Origin of the sequence: Bradyrhizobium sp. CCBAU 51745 (assembly GCF_028128715.1) — a bacterium.
Taxonomy (GTDB): Bacteria; Pseudomonadota; Alphaproteobacteria; order Rhizobiales; family Xanthobacteraceae; genus Bradyrhizobium; species Bradyrhizobium manausense.
The window spans coordinates 253322-272968 of record NZ_LBJP01000008.1 but is presented as its reverse complement, the minus strand read 5'-3'; the positions used below and the strand labels follow the sequence as shown (position 1 = coordinate 272968).

The window sequence follows — 19647 nt, the reverse complement described above, 5'->3', positions numbered from 1 at the left end:
GCTGGCCAAGGGATCGGGGATCAGGGCAAGTGCCGCCGGGGGGCGAGACAGTGGTTGGGAAGAGTTTCCGCTTCGTCTCGCTGTTTCTGGCGTCGCTCGCACTCCTCACCGCCACGCCAGTCGCTGCGGACGAGATCCGCAGCCCGTCCCTCACAGCCCTGCGCGTCGATTGGCGCGCAGCGCTGGACCAACTCCGCACCGAGATCAACAGCCGCCCGCAGATCGCGGGCGATTTCATCTTCGTGCCGCGTCGGTCGGTGCCGCGTTTTGATCCGCGGGGGATGCCGGCGCTGGTGCAGCTCAATGCGATCTCCTCGCAATTCTACACCGGCATCGCCCGCAGCTCGGTTCCCGTGCTGCTGCCGTTCGATGCTGCCGCCTATCTCGAGGCGCAACGCAACGGTGCCCCGGCCACATCAGTGCTTTCGCGCTACCAGGCCGATTTCAATCCCGTCGACATGTTCGACGCCGGCCCTGCCGGTTACAGCGCAACGTTTTCACTCGAGCCCGGTGCCGGCGACGGCATGCCGGCCCGCGTGTTCGCAAAGCCGGTCGAGATTCAAATCACGGGATCTGCCCTCGTCTACGACATCGCCGATCCCGCCGGCGGCAAGGGCGAGCCGGTCAAACCGCTGGCATCCATCTATCCGGATCTGCGGAAGTTCATCCGCGAGGGCTATGTGCGCTACGCCTTCACGCGGTTTGGTGTGGCCTATGTGGTGTCCATTCAGTGCCTCGACAGCGTCGCAAAACCGCGGCGGCTGGCGTGCAAGGAGGCCTATCCGGTCGCCGAGCGCTTCCTGAAGGCGCTCCACGTCACAGGCGGCCAGCGCATGCGGCCGCTGATGGACGTTGCCTCCTACGTGATCGATCGCCCCGCCGCGCGCTCGGCGGATTTCGGCTACCGGCCCAGCGGCGACATCATCCCGAACACCGGCTATCGCAAACAGGGCGGCCACCCTGATGTGATGGCCTATGCGCAGATCCGCTTCCCGCTCGAGAAGGCGCCGGCCTTCGTGCATTCGCAATCCTACGCCAAGCGCAACAAGGATGACCGCCCGACCGCCTATCCCTGGCGTGACAATTTCTGCGAGTCCCGCAGCTTCGAGGTCTGGCAATGCGGCGGCGGCTTCGGTCACCAGGGCGAGGACATCCGCGCCGCCGACTGCCCCTCGCCCGGCGATGCCCGCGAGCCCTGCGATCCCAAGCAACGCGGCGTCGTTGCCGTGCGCGACGCCATGGTGATCCGGACCTCCAAGGATCAGGCTGCGACGCTTGAAGTCAACAGCCGCACCGAGCACATCCGCTTTCGCTACATGCACATGAATCCGCAGGCGTTGAACGCCGACGGGGTGATCAACGGCCGCATCGTCGCCGAGGGCGAGAAGATCGGCGTGATCTCGAACTATCTCGATCATCCCGCAGGCACGTCAATGCACCTGCATTTCGACGTGCAGGTGTTCACTCGTGACGGCTGGATCTGGGTCAGCCCCTACGTTACGCTGGTCTCGGCTTATGAGCGCCTGATCCGCGCCCGCGGGCGCGAGATCGGCACGGAGATCGCCGGCACCCCGCAACCGGTCGCGCACGCGCTGCCCGAGGACGTCGTCAAGCCCGACCTGCGCGAGGGATCGAGCAGCGAAGAGAACTGAACGGCCGGCACCCGCCGCCGCGCTTCGATGACCCGTCAATGCCAGCGGCCCGGGCGGCCGGATCGGATTTCGGACCCGCCCCGCACCGCCAGACCTTCCACTGGCCCCAGAATTGCTTTGCTCCCTCCCTGACAAACAGGACGAGGGGAAGCACATGCGTTATCTCACCACGGTGGCTATTCTGGCCACTGCTCTCGCTGCGCCGATACACGCGCAGGAACTGACCGGCACGCTGAAGAAGATCAAGGACACCGGCGCGATCACGCTCGGGATACGCGACAGCGCCGTGCCCTTCAGCTACATCGACGACAAGCAGAAGATCGTCGGCTACGCCGTCGACATCTGCATGAAGATCGTCGACGAGATCAAGACCGAGCTCAAGCTGGACAAGCTCGAGGTCAACGAGAGCATCGTCACGTCATCCACTCGCATCCCGCTGATGGCGAACGGCACGGTCGATCTCGAATGCGGCTCGACGACCAACAACGCCGACCGCCAGAAGCAGGTATGGTTCACCAACACGCATTTCCTCACGGCAAGCCGCTACGTGTCCAAGAAGGCGCTGAGGCTCGATCAGGTCGACGATCTCAAGGGCAAGGCCGTCGTCTCGGTCGCCGGCACGACCAACATCAACCAGCTCACCAAGGCCAACCTGGCCCGCTCGCTCGGCATCACCGTCATGAGCGCCAAGGATGTCCCCGAGGCGTTCCTGATGGTCGAGACCGACCGCGCCGCGGCTTTCGTCATGGACGATATCCAGCTTGCGGCCATGATCGCCTCTTCGAAAGACCCGTCGCTCTACGCCATCAGCAACGGCGCGTTCTCCGATCCGGAGCCGTATGGCATCATGCTGCGCAAGGATGACGTGCCGTTCAAGACGGTGGTCGATCGGGCGACCGCAAACCTCTACAAGAGCCCAGAAATCGAAAAGATCTACAACAGATGGTTCATGGAGCCCGTGCCGCCGCGCGGCCTGAACTTCCACGTCCCGATGCCGGCTTCGCTGAAGAAGTCGTTCGAAAATCCGTCCGACAATCCGGATCCCGCGTCTTACGGAGGCTGAGGATAATTTACGCGGCCCGGATGGCGCGTAACGACATCCGGACTATGGCGGTCAGTCCAGATACGTCGTCAGTTCGGCGCCCTCATCCGCCACGAACACGGCGATCAGTGCGGCAGGCTCCGTGATGCTGGCATTTGCGGAGACCAGATGCGTCGCGCCCGGCGGCTCGAAGAAGGACTGCCCGACGCCGAACGTCTCGACCGGACCGCCACCGAGCTGGGAGCGGATCTCGCCCTTGGTGATGTAAGCGGTCACTGAACCCGCATGCCGGTGCGGCCGCGAAAACCCGCCGGGACCGTAGAACACGCGCACGATAGTGACGCGTTTGCCCGGCACATTGGGCAGCGCGTAGGAGCCGATCGGCTCGACCTTGTCGAGCGGCGAGCTTTCTGCAGCGGTCGCACAGAGCGGCGATAGCGCGCCTGAGACCGTATCCATCGTCACCGGCAGCGCCTTGCCAATCGCGAATGCACAAGCAAGCCCGCCGACGATGGCCAAAACCATCGATCGCGATTGACGTGGCGCGGCCGCCAAACTCAAAGCCGTCATGGTCATTTCCCTCGCTTGACTCAGGATGCTGCGGCATTGGCCGCGACCTGCCGCTTCGGCGGCGTCCAGCGAAAGGCCGCGCCAAAACGGTTCCAGACATTGATCGAGGCAATGGCCGACGTCAGGTACATCAGTTCGGTCTCGGAGAATTCGCGCTGCACCTCGTCGTAGACCTCGTCGCCGAACCGATCGGGCAGCAGGGTCAGAGCCTCGGCCCAAGCCAGCGCGGCACGCTCGCGCGCGGAATAGATCGGTGCCTCGCGCCAGACGGCGACCAGGTGGAGCTTGTCCGCAGGTATCCCGAGCCGCTCCGAGAGAAGAACATGATGCTGCACACAAAAAGCGCAACCATTGATTTGCGAGGCACGTAACTTGACCAGCTCGAGCAGTTGCTTGTCGAGCCCGGCCTTCGCCGCGACCTGACCGAGTGCCAGCACCAGATCATACGCATCGGGCGCGACCCGCTTGAAATCCTCGTATTCGCTGCGCGCGTGTGACATTGCGGTTCGCCTCGTGATATTGTAAGACTACTTATATCTTATAAGAGTTCGTATATTATGCGCAAGCTGGCCAGCATCACGAAATCGAAACCGGAGCGGAGGGGATCCGGCGAGGAGGTCGCGGTGCGTGTTCCCGCGCCCGGCGAGGGCAAGCGCGGCGAGCAGGGCTATCTTGGCTACCTGTTACGCCAGGCCAACGCTGCCGTCCGGCTGAAGATGGAACGGACACTGGCCGATCTCGGCGTGACCTCGCCGCAATTCGCCGTGCTGACCATGCTGAATGCCTATCCGGGCCTGTCAGGCGCCGACGTCGCCCGCCTCACCTTCCTGACGCCGCAGACCGTCGGCGTGATCATCCGAAACCTCGCGCGCGACGGCGCGATTGTGATGACGCCGCATCCCGTCCATGGCCGTATCCAGCAATGGACGCTGACACCGCGCGGATCGACACTCCTGAAGGCTTGCAGAGAGCGCGTGATCGGGTTGGAGAAGCGTCTGGCCGGTAGCCTCGATGCCAAGGCGGAGGCAAGCATTCGCCGCTGGCTCGCCAATGTCGCGACGGAGCTGCAGGAGGACTAGGCGAGGCTAGTCACAGCGTCCTCCGTCCCCGCCACCATCGAAACCACCGAAATCACCGCCCGCGGCGCCGTCCCCTTGGATGCCGCGGCCAAAATTCTCGGCGATGATCATCAGGACCACGACCAACAACCCGGCGCCAAACGGCCAGGGATTGGCACGGATGATGTCGAACAGTTCGCGCATGGACGCATCATGCGCAGACAGAAGCGAACCGAGCGTAAATCGACACGCTTAAAAATGGGGATATCCAGCGCGGCGCAGGCGCGGCCTATCCGCCCTTCAACTCTTTTTTGACCTCACCGTCCGGCCAGTCTTCGCCTGCGGCGATCACGCGGACGCGGCTTTGGTCCGTGCCATTGACCAGCACATGCGAACTCACCCGGTCGCCGCTCTGCTCCAGGCGCAAATCCGTTTCAGGTTTCCAGCTCAGCGTTGTCGCGAGATCGCCAGGGAAAATCCGCCAGCACGATCCGTCGTCGAGCTCGACGACATGGCTCTCCGCATGCGCGCGTATCTGCATTCGACCTCGAATATTCCGATGAACCAACCATCTTCGAAAGGAATGCAAGAGCGCGACCCTTTGTTCCGGAGGAACGGCCGGTTCCGCGCGTTCCAGGAACCGGCTCACAGCAGCCATGTTTCCCGCTAGAATGACGCCATGAAACAAGCTGATTCCTCCGCCAATCGCATCACCAGGCGCGCCCTGCTCCAATCCACGCTTGGCGCAACCGCGCTATTCGCAGCTCCGACGCGTGTCCTCGCATCGCCTCCCGGCTTTGACGAATGGCGCGAAGGCTTTCGTGCGCGCGCCATGGCAAAAGGCATCTCGGCCGCGACGTGGCAACGCGCGATGGCGCGGATCGAACCCGACATGAGCGTGTTCAGGCAAATGCGCAACCAGCCGGAGTTTCACGAGCAGGTCTGGCAATATATCAACCGCCGCGTCTCCGACTGGCGCATCATCAACGGCAAGATCGCGCTGAAGAACAACGAGGCGCTGTTCGCGCGCATCGAACGTGATTTCGGCGTTGAGCGCGGCACGCTGTTGGCGCTGTGGGGGGTCGAGTCCGCTTACGGCGATCCGCTGGTGCAGCAGAACCACATGACGCCGGTGTTTCCCTCGCTTGCTGCGCTTGCCTGGAATGAGCCGCGGCGCAAGGCCTATTGGGAGGCCGAGCTCATCAATGCGCTGCGCATCGTCGACAAGGGCTGGAGCACGCCCGAAGAGATGCGCGGCTCCTGGGCCGGCGCGATGGGAAATTCGCAATGGATGCCGGAGGTCTGGCTCAATGTCGGCATCGACTATGACGGCGACGGCAAGGTCTCGCCGTTCGGCAAGCCCGACGACGCGCTGGGATCGACGGCAAAATATCTCGTCAATCGCGGCAAATGGCGCCGTGGCGAGCATTGGGGTTATGAGGTGCGCGCGTCGGGCGAGATGAGCGGCAGCCGCACCTATGCGGCGTGGCAGGCGGCCGGCGTCACCCGCGCCGATGGCCAGCCGTTCCCGCAGCCAAATGCAACCGCGCAAATGTGGACGCCGGTCGCGGGCGGCCCGACCTTCCTGCTGGGACCGAACTTCTATGCGGTGAAGAGCTACAATCCCTCGATGAACTATGCGCTCGCGATCTGCCATCTCGGCGACCGCTGCCTCGGCGCGCCACCCTTCATCCAGCCCTTCCCCGGCTCCGAGCGCGTGCTGACGCTTGCCGAGGTGCAGGAGATGCAGACGCGGCTGACCAAGGCCGGTTTCGACACCGGCGGCACCGATGGTCGCGTCGGCAACGACACGATGAAGGCGATCAAGGATTTCCAGCTGCGCGCGGGGATCACGCCCGCCGACGGCTACGGGGGGCTGAAGGTGCTGGCGAAGCTGCGGCAGGGATCGTAGTGGCACGTCATTCCGGGGCGCGCGAAGCGCGAACCGGAATCTCGCGCAACAATCTCCGGATTCCGGGTTCGAGGCTTCGCCTCGCCCCGGAATGACCTCTTTGATTTCAATGCCTGTACTGCGGCTCTTCCGCGTCGAGCTGGCGGCGGATCGCGGCGAGATGCAACCGGGCGGATTCGGAATCGCCCTCGCGCATTTGTTGGTAGGTCGCGGCCGCAATCGCGGGATCGACCGGCAACACCTTGCGTCCCGTCGACATCGCCAGCACCTGTACTTCGGCGGCGCGCTCGAGGTAGTAGAGATCGTCCCACGCCTCCGCGATGGTCGGCGCCAGCACCATCACGCCATGATGCTTCATAAAGACGATGTCGGCATCGCCCACGGCCGACGCGATGCGCGCGCCTTCGCGGTTATCAAGCGCAAGGCCGTTGTAGTCGCGGTCGACGGCCGTGCGCCCGTAGAATTTCAGCGCGGTCTGACCCGCCCAGATCAAGGGATCGCCCTCGGTCATCGACAGCGCGGTCGCATAAGGCATGTGGGTGTGGAACGCGACCTTGGCGCGCGGCAGGCGCTTGTGCATCTCGGCATGAATGTAGAATGCGGTTGCCTCGGGCTCACCTTCACCGTCAAGGACGTGGCCGTGGAAGTCGCAGATCAGAAGCTTTGACGCCGTCAGCTCCCGAAAGGCGTAGCCGTAAGGATTGACGAGGAAAAGATCATCGTGCCCGGGCACCACGGCCGAGAAGTGATTGCAGATGCCTTCCTCAAAGCCGTTACGCGCAGCCATGCGGAAGCATGCGGCGAGATCCTCGCGCGCGGTGCGGATCGCGTCGGTCGCAAGGTCTGGCCGGTTCGAGCGAACGGCAGCAGGTGAGGAGGCGTGAAGGCTGTGCGCCATGGCGAAGGAGACCTCTTTCGAGCGGGAGACGACAGCGTTTTACAGCGCCGACGCCTGCGCGTCAGCCCCTGCGGCCGCCGCCCTGCCCTGCGCCTTTCACGCCCGCCGCGGCACCCCGCCGGCATTCATGCCGCCGTCGATCACGAGCTCGCTGCCAGTGACGTAGCGCGAGGCATCTGACGCCAGATACAGCACACCGGAGGCGATCTCCGCGGCCTGCCCGGCGCGGCCGAGCGGTGTCGCCGCCTTGGCGCGCTCCTCCGGATCAACAGGCGCATTCTGGCCGGCGCCGGTCGCTCCGGTCGGGATCTTGCCCCAGATCGGCGTGTCGATGATCCCGGGATGAACCGAATTGACGCGGATGCCGTCGCCGGCGGCCGCGCACTCCATCGCAATCGATTTAGCGAACAGCCGGACGCCGCCCTTGGTCGCCGAATAGGCCGACAATCCAGGCGCACCGCGCAGCCCCGCCAGCGAGGACATCATGACGATCGAACCGCCGCCATGCTTGCGCATCAAGGGCAGGCAATGCTTCACCGAGAGAAACACGCCGTCGAGATTGATTGCGTTCTGCTTGCGCCAGTCAGAGAGCGTCATGTCAGTGATCGAGGATACGTGGATGCCGATGCCGGCATTGGAGACGAGCACATCGAGCCGGCCGTAGCGCCTGGCGATCTCGGCTGCGATCTCGATCCAGCGCTCCTCGCTGGTGACATCATGCTCCAGGAAGATCGCTTTGCCGCCGGCCCTTGTCACGCGCGTGGCGAGTTCGGGGCCGCGCAATTCGTCGATGTCGGTGATGACGACGGTCGCGCCTTCGCGTGCAAACAGCTCGACGATCGCCTCGCCAATGCCTGAGGCGCCCCCCGTCACCAGCGCTATCTTGCCCTCAACCTGCCCTGCCATGTTCACTCCCTTTTTTGTTGTTCGAGGTTTATTGTTTGAGGCGATTTATTTCTGCGCATGATCTTGCCGGAAAACGGCTTCGCACTTTCCGGACTATGCGCTACCTAATCACGGATGGCCCCTGGTCCGGAAGCGCGACGTCGATGACTCGGAATTGCACGCGCTCGGCGCCCTGGTACCGATCGACTGATAATGACCCCGCGACATGCAGTTGTTGACCGCGATTGGCGAGAAGCGCATGGCCCAGCTTCTGCCCGACCGAACGGAACGCGATGCCGTTGACGATCGCGCCGTCGCCGGACTTGAAGCGCAGCCTTAAGTGCGCCTGCCCGACCTCCTCGGCAAAGACGAGCTGATGCGCCGGCAGCGCCAGCACCGGCTCGGGATTGCCGCTCCCAAACGGTCCGGCACGATTAAGCGTGCTCGCAAGCTCCGTTGTCACCGCTCGCGCCGAGACCGCGCCATCGATATAGAGCTCGTTGACGTGGCGTGCTTCGGCGACGTCCTGCGCCAGTGCGTTTTCGAGATAGGCGCGGAATTCGGCGAGCTTCTCCTTTCGGAGGGTCACGCCAGCGGCCATCGCGTGGCCGCCGCCCTTCAGCAGAAGGCCGTCAGCTACGGCCTGCCGCACCACCTTGCCAAGATCGACGCCGGCAATCGAGCGTCCCGAGCCGGTGCCGATGCCGCCGGGCTCGAGCGCAATCGCAAAGGCGGGCCGCGAGAACTTCTCCTTGAGCCGCGAGGCAACGAGGCCGACCACGCCGGGATGCCAACCCTCGGACGCCGTGACGATGACGGCGAGCTTGTCCTCCAGCCCGATCGAGGCGAGCGCCTCGGCTTCGGCCTGCGCTTCGGCGGCCTGTTCGATCACCCGACGTTCGCTGTTGAGGCGGTCGAGCTCGGCGGCGATCCGCGCGGCCTCAACGCTATCGCCCTCGAGCAGAAGCCGCACACCGAGATCGGCGCGGCCGATACGGCCGCCGGCGTTGACGCGCGGTCCCAGCATGAAACCGAGATGCCAGGCTTCGGGCGGGCCGTTGAGCCGCGCCACATCCATCAGCGCCGTGTGCCCGACATGGTCCCGCCGCCGCATCGCGATCAGCCCCTTGGCGACGAAAGCGCGGTTCAGCCCGATCAACGGCGCCACATCCGCGACGGTGCCGAGCGCGACGTGATGCAGCATGCCGAGCAAATCGGGCTCGGGCATCCCCGCGTTCCAGAAGCCGCGTTGGCGCAGCTCCCTGTTGACCGCGACCAGCGTGACCAGCACGAGGCCGACCGCAGCGAGATGTCCAAGCCCCGAGAGATCGTCGAGCCGGTTCGGATTGACCAGCGCGTCGACCTCCGGCAGCTCCGTGCCGGCCTGATGATGATCGATCACCACCACGGACATGCCCAGCCGTTTTGCTTCAGCGAGCGGCTCGATGCTGGTGGTGCCGCAATCGACCGTGACGAGCAGCGTGGCGCCCTTGGCCGCGAGCCCGCGAACTGCTTCCACGTTGGGGCCATAGCCCTCAAAGATGCGGTCGGGAATGTGGATCAGCGGGTCGAGCCCGCAATGGCGCAGGTGCCAGGCCAGCAGCGCAGCAGAGGTCGCGCCATCGACGTCGTAATCGCCGAAGATCGCGACGGTCTCGCCCTTCGCGGCGGCATCGGCGATGCGCCTTGCGGCCGCCTCCATCTCCGTCACCGTGAACGGGTCCGGCAGCAGCTTTCGGATGGTCGGATCGAGGAAATCAGGAACGGCATCGATGTCGACACCGCGGCCGGCCAGCACCCGCGCCAGCAGTTCCGGCAGCTGGTGCTGCTGCACGATGGCAAGCGCCTTGGCTGCCCCTCTTGCGTCCAGCCGGTCGCGCCAGAGCTTGTCGGTGAGCGAACGCGCCACGCCCAGGAAGGCCTGGGGCATCTCGACGGGCAAGGCGGTGGTGGGCGACGTCATGGCGAGAGCTGGCTGTTGGGAACTCGGGACCCGGGTGATCACGGAGGCCGGGTACGTCAAGGGATTGGCCGGCAATCCCTGCGGATTTGCAACGGCCCAGCCGCACAAAGCGGTGGATGGCTGCCCAACCGGCCGGCGTGACTACCATTTAGGCACTCCGCCGAACAGCAAATTAAGCAGGCGTTAGGCGGAATCCTCGAAAAAGAATTGTATTCGATCTGTAGTTGATTGTTCCGGGTTCATTGCAGATCAAGACCTCATTGCCAAGGGAAGTCCCCGATGTCTGCTGCGCTGGGTCTGAAAACCAAATCGGTTGCCACCGAACCCGCCGACGACGATTCCGATATCTCCGCGTTGATCAACCGACTGACCGCGGAGGTCAACCAGATCGCGGTCGACAAGACCAAGTCGATCCAGCAGATCACCAACCAGATGAAGATGCTGGCGCTGAACGCGCTGATCGAAAGCTCGCGGGCCGGCGCCCAAGGCGCGGGCTTTGCGGTGGTGGCGCAGGAGGTGCGCGGCGTCGGCCAGCAGGTCGAGACCATCGCGCGCGAGCTCGAGACCCAGCTGACCAGGCGCACCGGCGATCTCGTCGCCTCGATCGAGCGCATGAGCCAGCGCTCGCGCGGCGAGCGCATGATGGATCTGTCGCTGAACGCGATCGAGCTGATCGATCGCAACCTCTATGAGCGGACCTGCGACGTGCGCTGGTGGGCGACCGATTCCGCCATGGTCGATTGCGCCGCCTCGCCCGCCCCTGCTGCGGTCACCCATGCCTCCCAGCGCCTCGGCGTCATCCTCGGCGCCTACACCGTTTACCTCGACCTCTGGCTCTGCGACCTCGACGGCAATGTCATCGCCAATGGCCGCGCGGATCGCTTTCGCGTCGTCGGCCAGAACGTCGCCCACACCAAATGGTTTCGCGAGGCGAAGGCCTTGCGCTCAGGTGACGACTATGTCGCCGGCGACATCGAGAACCAGCCGCTGCTCGGCAACGCCCAGGTCGCAACCTATTGCGCCAGCATCCGCGCCGGCGGAGAGGCCCACGGCGCGCCGCTTGGCGTGCTCGCCATCCATTTCGACTGGGAGCCGCAGGCGCGCGCGATCGTGCAAGGCGTGCGCGTCGGCGACAGCGACAAGGCCCGCGTGCTGCTGGTCGACTCGCATTTCCGCGTCATCGCCGCCTCCGACGGTCAGGGCATCCTGAGCGAGCGCATCCCGCTCTCGCTCGACGGCCAGCGCTCCGGCTTCTACAATGACCGGACAGGCGCGATGATCGCCTTCCACGCAACGCCGGGCTACGAAACCTATCGGGGGCTCGGCTGGTACGGCGTGATCGTCTGCGGGGCGTGAGGTTGGGCCGGTGTCCCCGGCTCCTCGATCCAAACCGTGAAAACAACCCCATGCACAGTAGCGAGAGTGCCGTTTTCGTGGCGCTTGCGCTCGCGGCTTGACACGTCGGGCAAAACACCGCCGACCTCCGATGATCGCAAGGTCTGGAACTCCATTTGCCTCCGGGCCAATACGTAGGTTCCGGCGAGTTTGCGCCTTATCAAAACCCCTCCGATCGTTCCTGCCTAGTTTTCCCGAAAATCAGGGGAGACACCCTATGCTGGTCAGGATCAACGCGGCGCACCGCCGGCCGATCGATGGGCATTTAGCTGCGGTTGCCGGCGATCGCGCGTTCTGCAGCGAGTTCTGCTATCGCAGAGGCAGCGAGATTTTCGGCGAGGGCGAGGAAGCGGAATACGTCTATCAGATCAACTCCGGAGCGGTGCGCACCTACAAGCTGCTGCCGGACGGTCGGCGCCAAATCAATGCGTTTCATCTGACCGGCGACATGTTCGGTTTCGAGAACAACGAAACGCATCGCTTTACCGCCGAAGCCATCGTCGAGACTGACGTGCGCATCATGACGCAAAGCAATCTCCTGGGCGCGATGCCCGATCGAGCGGCCGGGCCGAAGCACCTGATCGGATTCGTCACACAAAATCTTCAGCACGCCGAGAACCACATGCTGCTCCTGGGGCGGAAGACATCCCTGGAGAGGGTCGCTGCATTCCTGCTCGAAATGGACGACCGGCTGGCACATCCGAGAGTCATGTACCTGCCGATGACGCGTCGCGACATCGCAGACTATCTCGGACTGACGCTCGAGACGGTCTCGCGCGCCCTGTCGATCTTGCGGGACGACCAGATCTTGCGATTTGACGGAACAACCCAGCGACGGGTCGAGGTGCTTGATCGAAACCGGCTTTCGAAGCTCGACGCCTGATGTTGCAGCGGACATCGCCTTGGCCGGGCCGGGCGAGAGCCGCCTGGATCTCTGCAAGGCCAATGGGAGGAATGGCCATGCTCATCAAGACGCTCACCTTGCACTCCCTGACCTACCTGGTGGGGATTAGCAGCTCGGTCGCGGTCTACCAGAATGCCCTTTGGAGCCCCGGAGCAGACCAGACGGACACGCGCCAGATTGTTCTTCGCGCAACCAAGAGCGACAGACTGCTCGTCAAGCTGAGCAGATCTCACGCGCGCGACAAAGCGCCCGCGCAGGCGCCGACAGTCGTCAATCCCAGGATCGAGGACGCTTGCAAGCCGCCGATCGACGTCCGTGGGCGCTGCTTTGCTTCGGTCGGCTTGAGCAGCCAGGCTGCGTAATTCTGCCGGCCGAGCTACCCTTCCAGCTGGGCTCTGGCGACGTCGTCCCCTTCAGCCAGCAAAGTCGCCCCGCCGAGCGTCTGCGACGGGCGCTCCCCGAACATCGCCTGGTAATATTGCGCGAACCGGCCGAGTTCATAAAAGCCCTGCTCCATCGCGACGGCTGATACGGTGACCGAGCCGGGCGCGCTATCGCGCAGGATCGAATGGACCGCGCAGAGCCGCTTGTGGCGGAGGAAGCTGACCGGGCCGAGGCCGAACACCTCCTGAAAGGCGCGGTGCAGAGTGCGCCGCGAGACGCCGAGCGCTGCGCAGATTTCCGACACATGCACCGGGCGATTGCCGGTCGTGTCGAGATGCTCCTCGACCCGACGGATCAGCCGCCTTGCCGACCGCAGCCAACCCTCATCGTCGGGCGGCAGCGACGACATGACATTCGCCGCCATGCAATCGACGATCGATCGTTGCCAGAAATTGGCGGTGGCTGGCGTCAACGCCCCGCTATGCGTGCGCAAATGCGACATGATGCGAACCAGGCGGCGCGATGCGATCGCGCCGATCTCGGTATCCGCACGGAAATGGCCGCGGCTGCGCCAGGTGTCGGGATCGCTCAACCGCGCTTCCCCGCCGAACAGCCGGACGACCTCATTGAGATCGAAGCGCATGGCGGCATAAGCGGATGCGCCGTGAAAAACCCCGTCATGCTCCACTTGTGGCGGGATCACAAGCACGTCGTTGAGCTGCATGTCGAACGACCAGTGCGCGACGCGTTCCTCGGCCGACAGCAGCATTCCGATGATCAACTTGTCATCACTCGCGACACGCTGGGTCCGCATGCCGACGTTGAACGAGCCGATGCTCAGCGAGAAATCGCCGATGCCGACATGGGACAAGCTTCCGCGCAATCGCCCGCGACCGAGTTGCATCACGTCGACATGCGAGCCATGGACGGCCTGGTGAAGACCTTCGAAACCGTCCAGCCGCTTCGAATCAACCAGAAGGAATGGCTCCATGCCGTACCCTGTTACTGAAGCGCGACTATTCTGCGGCAGGCGACAAGGGAATACTACCACAACGCGAAGTGGGTGCGACAATCTGACTTCGTGTTGAGACCAACGCTTTCGAGATCGTCTCGTCAAATCCGCCTCATTCGGCTGTACTTTCGCGGATTCTCGAGGGTGGGGCGTTACGTCTTACCCAGCGCTGTCGCGTCGTGGCACAAACTGCACATCACAGCCGGCCGAACTTCGGATACGTTTTTCAACCTTAGCGATATCGATCAAAAGCGCTCTGCGGATGGCTGAGCGCTCCGCCGAAAGATTTTCCGCGTGCTCGAGAGCGTCCGCGCGATGGGAAAGAGATCTTGACGCAATGAGGCGTCGTGCTCTCCCGAACGCCAAAAAAGAGGGAACCAGACAATGCGTCCAACTTGCCGTCGTCGAATCCTGCCAGCGTCTGCGCCGTAGCGTCAGGTGGACTAAGCGTATCGGAATTTCCACCATGCTGCGGGCGGATCCGGATCACTGCGAATGGTTGCCGGATGATGCGAATACCGGCGAGATGGTCTTCATTCCCGGCGCAACCTTTCGCATGGGGTCCGATCATCATTATCCAGAGGAGGCGCCGAGCCACCGCGTCTGCGTTGACGGCTTCTGGATCGACCGCACGCCTGTTACCGTCAGGCAGTTCAAGCAATTCGTCGATGCAACAGGCCATGTCACCGAAGCGGAGATCGTGCCCGATGCGAAGGACTATCCCGGCGCACTGAGAGAGACGCTCTACGCGGGGTCGCTGGTGTTCTCGCCGCTGCCGCGCATCACAGATCTCACCGACTGGAGCCAGTGGTGGTCGTTCGTGCGCGGCGCCAATTGGCGCCACCCCTATGGCCCCGGCAGCAACATCAAAGACCTCGACGATCATCCGGTCGTACACGTCTCCTATAGCGATGCAGCGGCCTTTGCCCGGTGGGCCAGCAAGGACCTGCCGACCGAAGCCGAGTGGGAATTTGCTGCGCGCGGCGGCCTCGAGGGGGAAGAGTTTGCCTGGGGCGATGCGCTGATGCCCGGCGGCAAGCACATGGCCAACCTCTGGCAGGGCAACTTCCCTGTCCAGAATCTCGGCGAGGATGGGTTCGAGCGTACCTCGCCGGTCCTGGCCTTCCCGCCGAACGGCTACGGTCTTCACGACATGATCGGCAACGTCTGGGAATGGACGTCGGACTGGTGGTCGGCGGCGCACGCGGCCGACCCGGCAAAGCCCTGCTGCATTCCCCAAAACCCCAGCGGCGGCCGCGAGGATTCAAGCTACGACCCTCACCTCCCCGACATCAGGATTCCGCGCAAGGTCGTGAAGGGCGGCTCGCATCTCTGCGCGCCCAATTATTGCCGCCGCTACCGTCCCGCTGCCCGCCACGCCGAGCCGGTCGACACCTCGACCAGCCATATCGGCTTCCGCTGCGTGGTGCGGACGCCGCTCACGTCTCGAAGGCCGGCAGCGGCCGCCACGTCTTCACCGGACCGATGCAGATGAAGCCTTGTGGATGAGACCCTCGATCCTCGAGTGAGACCCGGGGCCACGTCATCAGGACGACGTCTGCGTTATCCGCCGCTCTCCACGAAGGCAACCGGCGTGCCTTTCGCGACGCTGGCAGCGACCCGCTCGGCATCCCAATTGGTCAGACGCACGCAGCCATGCGACTGTCCCTTGGAGATATTTTGCGGCGACGGCGTGCCGTGGATGCCGTAGCCGTCGGCGGACAGATTGATCCACATCGTGCCGACCGGATTGTTCGGCCCCGGCATGATCTTGAAAGGTTTATTGGAACGAACGCCCTTGAAGTGATAGGCGGGATTGTAGCGATAGGTCGGATTTGGATCGATCTCGGTGACCTTCAGCGTACCTGACGGTGACGGCTTTTCCTCGCTGCCGACGCTCGCGGGATAGAAGCCGATCAGCGCATTCGACTTGTCGAACAGTTTCACGGTTTGCCTGACCTTGTCGATCTCGACCCTGTCGGCCCTGGCAGGCGCAGTGCCCTCGCTGGTGTCGACGACGGCGATGGTCTCGCCGGCGCGGTCGAAGCGATGCCCTGGATTGAGCGCCGCAAGCAGCTGCTCGCTCATGTGAAACCTCTCGGCCAGCTCCTCGCGCGGACTGGTGTAGCCGAGCTTCGGAATGTCTTTCATGTCTTCCATCCTGGACGGAAGCTTGTGCAGGAACGGACCTGCGACGTCCTTGTCGGTGATGGTGTAGGTCGTCATCGGCGATCGCGCGTCCGCCTGGAGCGCCTTCCAGAGATCTTCCGTCACCGCATCCGAAGCAGGCAATTGCCGCGCTTCCGCATAGGCGCGAAGCGCCTTCCTGGCATTCTCGCCGAATTTGCCGTCGATCTCGCCGGGCGAGAAATGGGCTCTGTCCAGCAAGACCTGCAGACGCACGCCCGCCGGGGTGGGCTTGTCGTTCGACAGGGTCTTCTTCGAAGGCTCGGCGGAAGCGATGGCGGCCGCATCCATCCCCGCAGCGAGCGCCGGTGTGGCCGCCAGGGCGAAGCATGCGGCGGCGAGCGCCATCTTCATTGCTGGCATGTTCCAGCTCCGACGTGGACACGATGATCGGATCGGCAACTCGGCTCGACGGCGGAAGTTTCCAGTTTTTCCTGAACCGCGAAGGCCGGCCGGCCGACACCCCGCCCGCGCATCGCAGGCGGTGCCGTGCGCGATCGCGCCGCGTGCCGGCCGTTGCTGGCCAGCGTGCTCCCAAACATAGGGGAATAGTTCCTTACCGATTTTGGATTGCGCTGTCCCGATGCATTTTTCCGCGGGGCAGGCGCAATCCCGGCAAGAACCTTGATCTAGCGCAACGTCTGCGTTGATACCGAGAGCACGGCTTCCATGGGCAGGAAACCGTGGAGCCAATCCATGAACAAGCTGCACATCAGAAACGTTGCAATCGGGGCCTCGACCTTTGTGTGCGCGGCATTTCTTTCATTTAGCTGGTCCGGGTCCGGCGGCCCGGCGCTGTCGATCGACAGCGCTCAAGCGCGTGTCGGCCGTCCGCTGACTCCGGTGAGTGTCGCCGGCGTTGCACGCCGTCAGTATCGGCGAGGCAACTACGGCTATGGCGCCGGTGCCGTTGGGGCCGGGCTCGCAGGCGCAGCCGTGGTCGGAACGGCAGCCGCTGCTGCGGCGACGGGCTGGCCTTACAACAACGGCTATTACGGGCGCGGCGGTACACTGGCGGCCAACGCCTATTATACCGGGCCGGTGGAGACCAGCCCCTTCTACCTCCAGCGCGCCTATTACGGGAACGGCCCCTGGTATGGCTACAACGGCTGGGCCGACTACAAGGCGCGCTATGGCATCGTCTGCGATCCCGGCACGACCTTCAAAGGTAGTGACGGCCTGATGCACGTCTGTCAGTAGCGTCTCAGTCCAGTGACCGGGGGCCGCTCAGGCGCTGCCCCTGTCAACTCGCCGCGCCGTCATCTCCGCCGCAAGGAGCACAGCGGCGCGGCTGGCGCCTATCGATGCAACGCCCTGCCCAGCAATGTCGTAAGCAGTGCCGTGCGCGGGCGTGCAGATCGGAAACGGGAAGCCGCCGAGCAAGGTGACGCCGCGATCGAAGCCCATCAGCTTCATCGCGATCTGGCCCTGGTCGTGATACATGGTCAGCACCGCATCGAAGGCGCCGGCCTTGGCGCGCAGGAACACGGTGTCGGCGGGAAACGGGCCCTCCACGGCGATGCCGGCGCGCTGGCCGGCTTCCACCACGGGCGCAATGACATCGATCTCCTCGCGGCCGAAATTGCCGCCGTCGCCGGCGTGCGGATTGAGGCCGGCGACCGCAATGCGCGGGCGCGCGAAGCCGGCATTGCGCATGCAGGTATCGGTCAGCCTCAAGGCGCGCTGGATGCGCTCGCCCGACAGTTTTGCAGCAACATCCCTCAGCGGAATGTGCGAGGTCACGCGTGCATTCCAGAGCTCGCCCAGCACGTTGAATTCGCTGGCCGGCGTCCGCAGGCCGACCACCTCCGCCGAGAAGGCAATCTCGTCGTCATAGTCCGAGTGCGCCAGTCGCATCGCCGCCTTGTTGAAGGGGGTGAAGCAGACGGCATCGACCCGGCCGTCCCTGCCAAATTCGAGCGCCTGCTTGTAGTTGGCGAGCGCAAATTGCCCGCCCTCAAGGCTCGCCACGCCCCGCTCGACCCTGACGGGATCGAGGTGGCCGAGATCGAGGAAGAGCGCATCGTCTTTCAACTCATCGAAGTCGGCGCCCTGCTCCACCGCGGTCATTTCAGGCGCGACGCCTGCGATCTTCGCACCCTCGTCGAACACCCTGACGTCGCCGATGACCACGAGCCGGCACCGCGCGCGGATATCATCCTGCGCCACGAGTTTTGCCGTCAGCTCCGGGCTGATGCCGGCAGGATCTCCCATCGCCAGCGCAATCAGCGGCTTTCCGGTCATATGATCACCTTTTCCTGGTTGGTCGTTTCCAAACCGGCGGGCTTGCGGAAGATGCGTGCGAACAGCAGCAATACCAGCGGCAACAGCAGCAATGCGACGCCTGATATGACGAGACAGGTCACCAGCTTGTTGGCGAAGAAGATCCCGAGGGATCCCTTCGACATCAGCATCGACTGCCGGAACGCATCCTCGGCCTTGTCACCGATGACGATGGCGAGCACCAGCGGCGCCAGCGGATAGAACAGCTTCTTGAAGAGATAGCCGACGACGCCGAAGCCCAGCATCATGACCACGTCGAGATAGGAATTCGAGACCGAATAGGCGCCGACGACGCAGATGATCACGATCAGCGGCGCAATGACCACGAAGGGAATCCGCATCAAGGCGGCGAACACAGGCACGGTCAGCAGCACCAGCGCGACCGCGACGATGTTGCCGACATACATCGAGGCAATCAGGCCCCAGACGAAGTCTTTCTGGTCCACGAACAGCATCGGACCCGGATTGAGACCCCAGATCATCAGCCCGCCCATCATGACGGCGGCGGTCGCCGAGCCGGGAATACCGAGCGAGAGCATTGGCAGCAGGGCGCTGGTGCCGGCGGCATGATCGGCGGTCTCCGGCGAGATGATGCCTTCGACCTCCCCGGTGCCGAAGTAGCGGCCACGGCGGGAGAAGCGGCGGGCGATGCCGTAGCTCATGAATGATGCCGCGGTCGGGCCGCCCGGCGTGATCCCCATCCAGCAGCCGATCGCAGCGCTACGCAGCAACGCAACACTGTGGCGTGGCAGGCGGCCAACCGCCCGAAACACCTCGCGCCAGTCGATCTTCGAGGAGACGGCACGGGCATGAAATTCCTCCTCGACCGCGACCAGCAGTTCGCCAATGCCGAACAGGCCCATCACCGCGACGACGAAATTCACGCCCTTGACGAGTTCGTCGATCCCCATGGTGAGGCGGACGCTGCCGGAGACGGTGTCGATGCCGATGGCGGCGATGGCAAAGCCGATCGCAAGCGCCACGACCGTCTTGATCGGCGCCGCGCCGCCCATGCCGACGAAGCTCGCGAAGGCGAGGAAATAGACGGCAAAATATTCCGGAGGCCCAAAGGCGAGCGCGACCTGCGCCACCCAGGATGCCAGGAAGGTGATCAGGATGACGCCAACAAGCGCCCCGAACGCCGCCGAGCCGAACGCGGTGGCGAGCGCCGTGGTCGGCCGTCCGTCGCGCGCCATCGGATAGCCGTCGAACGTGGTGGCGACCGAGGATGGCTCGCCGGGGATGTTGAACAGGATCGAGGTGACGGAGCCGCCGAACAGCGCACCCCAATACATGCTGGAGAGCAGGATGATCGCCGAGACCGGCTGCATGCCGAAGGTCAGCGGCAGCAGCAGCGACACCCCGTTCGGCGCGCCGAGCCCCGGCAGCACGCCGACGAGAATGCCGAGCAGCACGCCTGTCGCCATCAAGGCCAGGTGCGGCACGGTAACCGCGATGGTGAAACCGTGCAGGAGCTCCGAGAGATTATCCATCGCCCGCCC

The 19647-nt window shown here is 64.2% G+C and carries 20 protein-coding genes; 9 read left to right on the top strand and 11 right to left on the bottom strand.

Annotated elements, in window-relative coordinates; translation table 11 throughout:
- Window positions 1–29: 29 nt before the first annotated feature.
- Window positions 30–1652, top strand: coding sequence for a M23 family peptidase (locus tag XH98_RS12045; RefSeq protein WP_271602817.1), 1623 nt, complete (start codon window positions 30–32; stop codon window positions 1650–1652).
- A gap of 154 nt (window positions 1653–1806) precedes the next feature.
- Complete coding sequence (locus XH98_RS12040) at window positions 1807–2715, top strand: amino acid ABC transporter substrate-binding protein (RefSeq protein ID WP_271618711.1); 909 nt, start codon at window positions 1807–1809, stop codon at window positions 2713–2715.
- A 51-nt stretch (window positions 2716–2766) separates the two neighbouring features.
- On the opposite strand, the gene XH98_RS12035 is transcribed toward XH98_RS12040, so the two are convergent.
- Entirely contained in the window at window positions 2767–3264 is a 498-nt protein-coding gene (locus XH98_RS12035; protein ID WP_271618710.1) for a cupin domain-containing protein, read from the bottom strand.
- Between the two features lie 20 nt (window positions 3265–3284).
- Window positions 3285–3764, bottom strand: a complete 480-nt coding sequence (locus tag XH98_RS12030) for a carboxymuconolactone decarboxylase family protein (RefSeq protein ID WP_271602820.1) — start codon at window positions 3762–3764, stop codon at window positions 3285–3287.
- Window positions 3765–3821: 57 nt separating this feature from the next.
- Between XH98_RS12030 and XH98_RS12025 the strand changes: the two genes are divergently transcribed.
- A complete protein-coding gene (locus XH98_RS12025; RefSeq protein WP_442868568.1) occupies window positions 3822–4343 on the top strand; it encodes a MarR family winged helix-turn-helix transcriptional regulator in 522 nt (173 codons plus the stop codon).
- Window positions 4344–4349: 6 nt separating this feature from the next.
- On the opposite strand, the gene XH98_RS12020 is transcribed toward XH98_RS12025, so the two are convergent.
- On the bottom strand, window positions 4350–4526 hold the full coding sequence (locus tag XH98_RS12020; protein WP_271618709.1) for a hypothetical protein: 177 nt from the start codon (window positions 4524–4526) through the stop codon (window positions 4350–4352).
- Between the two features lie 85 nt (window positions 4527–4611).
- Window positions 4612–4863: a hypothetical protein gene (locus tag XH98_RS12015; RefSeq protein ID WP_271618708.1), complete on the bottom strand. Its 252-nt coding sequence runs from the start codon at window positions 4861–4863 to the stop codon at window positions 4612–4614.
- 138 nt (window positions 4864–5001) lie between these two features.
- On the opposite strand from XH98_RS12015, the gene XH98_RS12010 reads away from it, so the two are divergent.
- A complete protein-coding gene (locus XH98_RS12010) occupies window positions 5002–6234 on the top strand; it encodes a lytic murein transglycosylase (protein ID WP_271618707.1) in 1233 nt (410 codons plus the stop codon).
- Between the two features lie 106 nt (window positions 6235–6340).
- Here XH98_RS12010 and XH98_RS12005 read toward each other — a convergent pair whose 3' ends face one another.
- From XH98_RS12005 to recJ, 3 genes are all read right to left on the bottom strand, one after another.
- Window positions 6341–7132, bottom strand: a complete 792-nt coding sequence (locus XH98_RS12005) for an aldolase (RefSeq protein WP_271618706.1) — start codon at window positions 7130–7132, stop codon at window positions 6341–6343.
- 96 nt (window positions 7133–7228) lie between these two features.
- Complete coding sequence (locus tag XH98_RS12000) at window positions 7229–8038, bottom strand: SDR family NAD(P)-dependent oxidoreductase (RefSeq protein ID WP_271618705.1); 810 nt, start codon at window positions 8036–8038, stop codon at window positions 7229–7231.
- 100 nt (window positions 8039–8138) lie between these two features.
- Complete coding sequence (recJ, locus tag XH98_RS11995) at window positions 8139–9980, bottom strand: single-stranded-DNA-specific exonuclease RecJ (protein WP_271618704.1); 1842 nt, start codon at window positions 9978–9980, stop codon at window positions 8139–8141.
- 279 nt (window positions 9981–10259) lie between these two features.
- Between recJ and XH98_RS11990 the strand changes: the two genes are divergently transcribed.
- The 3 genes from XH98_RS11990 (at window position 10260) to XH98_RS11980 (ending at window position 12641) form a co-directional block, all read left to right on the top strand.
- Window positions 10260–11336 carry a methyl-accepting chemotaxis protein gene (locus tag XH98_RS11990; protein WP_271602827.1) on the top strand — a complete coding sequence of 359 codons (1077 nt, stop codon included), beginning with the start codon at window positions 10260–10262 and terminating at the stop codon, window positions 11334–11336.
- A gap of 256 nt (window positions 11337–11592) precedes the next feature.
- Window positions 11593–12258 (top strand): helix-turn-helix domain-containing protein, encoded by a 666-nt coding sequence (locus XH98_RS11985; RefSeq protein ID WP_271618703.1) that lies wholly within the window; start codon window positions 11593–11595, stop codon window positions 12256–12258.
- 77 nt (window positions 12259–12335) lie between these two features.
- Complete coding sequence (locus XH98_RS11980; protein ID WP_271618702.1) at window positions 12336–12641, top strand: hypothetical protein; 306 nt, start codon at window positions 12336–12338, stop codon at window positions 12639–12641.
- A 14-nt stretch (window positions 12642–12655) separates the two neighbouring features.
- Here the strand turns inward: XH98_RS11980 and XH98_RS11975 are convergent, their stop codons facing one another.
- The gene (locus XH98_RS11975) at window positions 12656–13654 is read right to left on the bottom strand and encodes a helix-turn-helix domain-containing protein (RefSeq protein WP_271618701.1); all 999 of its coding nucleotides are present in this window, start codon (window positions 13652–13654) and stop codon (window positions 12656–12658) included.
- Window positions 13655–14141: 487 nt separating this feature from the next.
- Between XH98_RS11975 and XH98_RS11970 the strand changes: the two genes are divergently transcribed.
- Window positions 14142–15170: a formylglycine-generating enzyme family protein gene (locus XH98_RS11970; RefSeq protein WP_271618700.1), complete on the top strand. Its 1029-nt coding sequence runs from the start codon at window positions 14142–14144 to the stop codon at window positions 15168–15170.
- A gap of 68 nt (window positions 15171–15238) precedes the next feature.
- On the opposite strand, the gene XH98_RS11965 is transcribed toward XH98_RS11970, so the two are convergent.
- Entirely contained in the window at window positions 15239–16225 is a 987-nt protein-coding gene (locus XH98_RS11965; RefSeq protein WP_271602832.1) for a L,D-transpeptidase family protein, read from the bottom strand.
- 333 nt (window positions 16226–16558) lie between these two features.
- Here XH98_RS11965 and XH98_RS11960 point away from each other — a divergent pair, with 333 nt between their 5' ends.
- Window positions 16559–17062 carry a hypothetical protein gene (locus tag XH98_RS11960; protein ID WP_271602833.1) on the top strand — a complete coding sequence of 168 codons (504 nt, stop codon included), beginning with the start codon at window positions 16559–16561 and terminating at the stop codon, window positions 17060–17062.
- A 27-nt stretch (window positions 17063–17089) separates the two neighbouring features.
- Here XH98_RS11960 and XH98_RS11955 read toward each other — a convergent pair whose 3' ends face one another.
- Window positions 17090–18106 carry a 4-hydroxythreonine-4-phosphate dehydrogenase PdxA gene (locus tag XH98_RS11955; protein ID WP_271618699.1) on the bottom strand — a complete coding sequence of 339 codons (1017 nt, stop codon included), beginning with the start codon at window positions 18104–18106 and terminating at the stop codon, window positions 17090–17092.
- Window positions 18103–19638 carry a tripartite tricarboxylate transporter permease gene (locus tag XH98_RS11950; RefSeq protein ID WP_271602835.1) on the bottom strand — a complete coding sequence of 512 codons (1536 nt, stop codon included), beginning with the start codon at window positions 19636–19638 and terminating at the stop codon, window positions 18103–18105. Before XH98_RS11950 ends, XH98_RS11955 begins: the two co-directional genes overlap by 4 nt.
- Window positions 19639–19647 lie beyond the last annotated feature (9 nt).

Bases quoted from the DNA above. Each gene is read 5' to 3' on its own strand.
- XH98_RS12040 (WP_271618711.1), top strand. From the start codon at position 1,807: ATGCGTTATCTCACCACGGTGGCTATTCTGGCCACTGCTCTCGCTGCG.
- XH98_RS12035 (WP_271618710.1), bottom strand. From the start codon at position 3,264: ATGACGGCTTTGAGTTTGGCGGCCGCGCCACGTCAATCGCGATCGATG.
- XH98_RS12030 (WP_271602820.1), bottom strand. From the start codon at position 3,764: ATGTCACACGCGCGCAGCGAATACGAGGATTTCAAGCGGGTCGCGCCC.
- XH98_RS12025 (WP_442868568.1), top strand. From the start codon at position 3,822: ATGCGCAAGCTGGCCAGCATCACGAAATCGAAACCGGAGCGGAGGGGA.
- XH98_RS12020 (WP_271618709.1), bottom strand. From the start codon at position 4,526: ATGCGCGAACTGTTCGACATCATCCGTGCCAATCCCTGGCCGTTTGGC.
- XH98_RS12015 (WP_271618708.1), bottom strand. From the start codon at position 4,863: ATGCAGATACGCGCGCATGCGGAGAGCCATGTCGTCGAGCTCGACGAC.
- XH98_RS12010 (WP_271618707.1), top strand. From the start codon at position 5,002: ATGAAACAAGCTGATTCCTCCGCCAATCGCATCACCAGGCGCGCCCTG.
- XH98_RS12005 (WP_271618706.1), bottom strand. From the start codon at position 7,132: ATGGCGCACAGCCTTCACGCCTCCTCACCTGCTGCCGTTCGCTCGAAC.
- XH98_RS12000 (WP_271618705.1), bottom strand. From the start codon at position 8,038: ATGGCAGGGCAGGTTGAGGGCAAGATAGCGCTGGTGACGGGGGGCGCC.
- recJ (WP_271618704.1), bottom strand. From the start codon at position 9,980: ATGACGTCGCCCACCACCGCCTTGCCCGTCGAGATGCCCCAGGCCTTC.
- XH98_RS11990 (WP_271602827.1), top strand. From the start codon at position 10,260: ATGTCTGCTGCGCTGGGTCTGAAAACCAAATCGGTTGCCACCGAACCC.
- XH98_RS11985 (WP_271618703.1), top strand. From the start codon at position 11,593: ATGCTGGTCAGGATCAACGCGGCGCACCGCCGGCCGATCGATGGGCAT.
- XH98_RS11980 (WP_271618702.1), top strand. From the start codon at position 12,336: ATGCTCATCAAGACGCTCACCTTGCACTCCCTGACCTACCTGGTGGGG.
- XH98_RS11975 (WP_271618701.1), bottom strand. From the start codon at position 13,654: ATGGAGCCATTCCTTCTGGTTGATTCGAAGCGGCTGGACGGTTTCGAA.
- XH98_RS11970 (WP_271618700.1), top strand. From the start codon at position 14,142: ATGCTGCGGGCGGATCCGGATCACTGCGAATGGTTGCCGGATGATGCG.
- XH98_RS11965 (WP_271602832.1), bottom strand. From the start codon at position 16,225: ATGCCAGCAATGAAGATGGCGCTCGCCGCCGCATGCTTCGCCCTGGCG.
- XH98_RS11960 (WP_271602833.1), top strand. From the start codon at position 16,559: ATGAACAAGCTGCACATCAGAAACGTTGCAATCGGGGCCTCGACCTTT.
- XH98_RS11955 (WP_271618699.1), bottom strand. From the start codon at position 18,106: ATGACCGGAAAGCCGCTGATTGCGCTGGCGATGGGAGATCCTGCCGGC.
- XH98_RS11950 (WP_271602835.1), bottom strand. From the start codon at position 19,638: ATGGATAATCTCTCGGAGCTCCTGCACGGTTTCACCATCGCGGTTACC.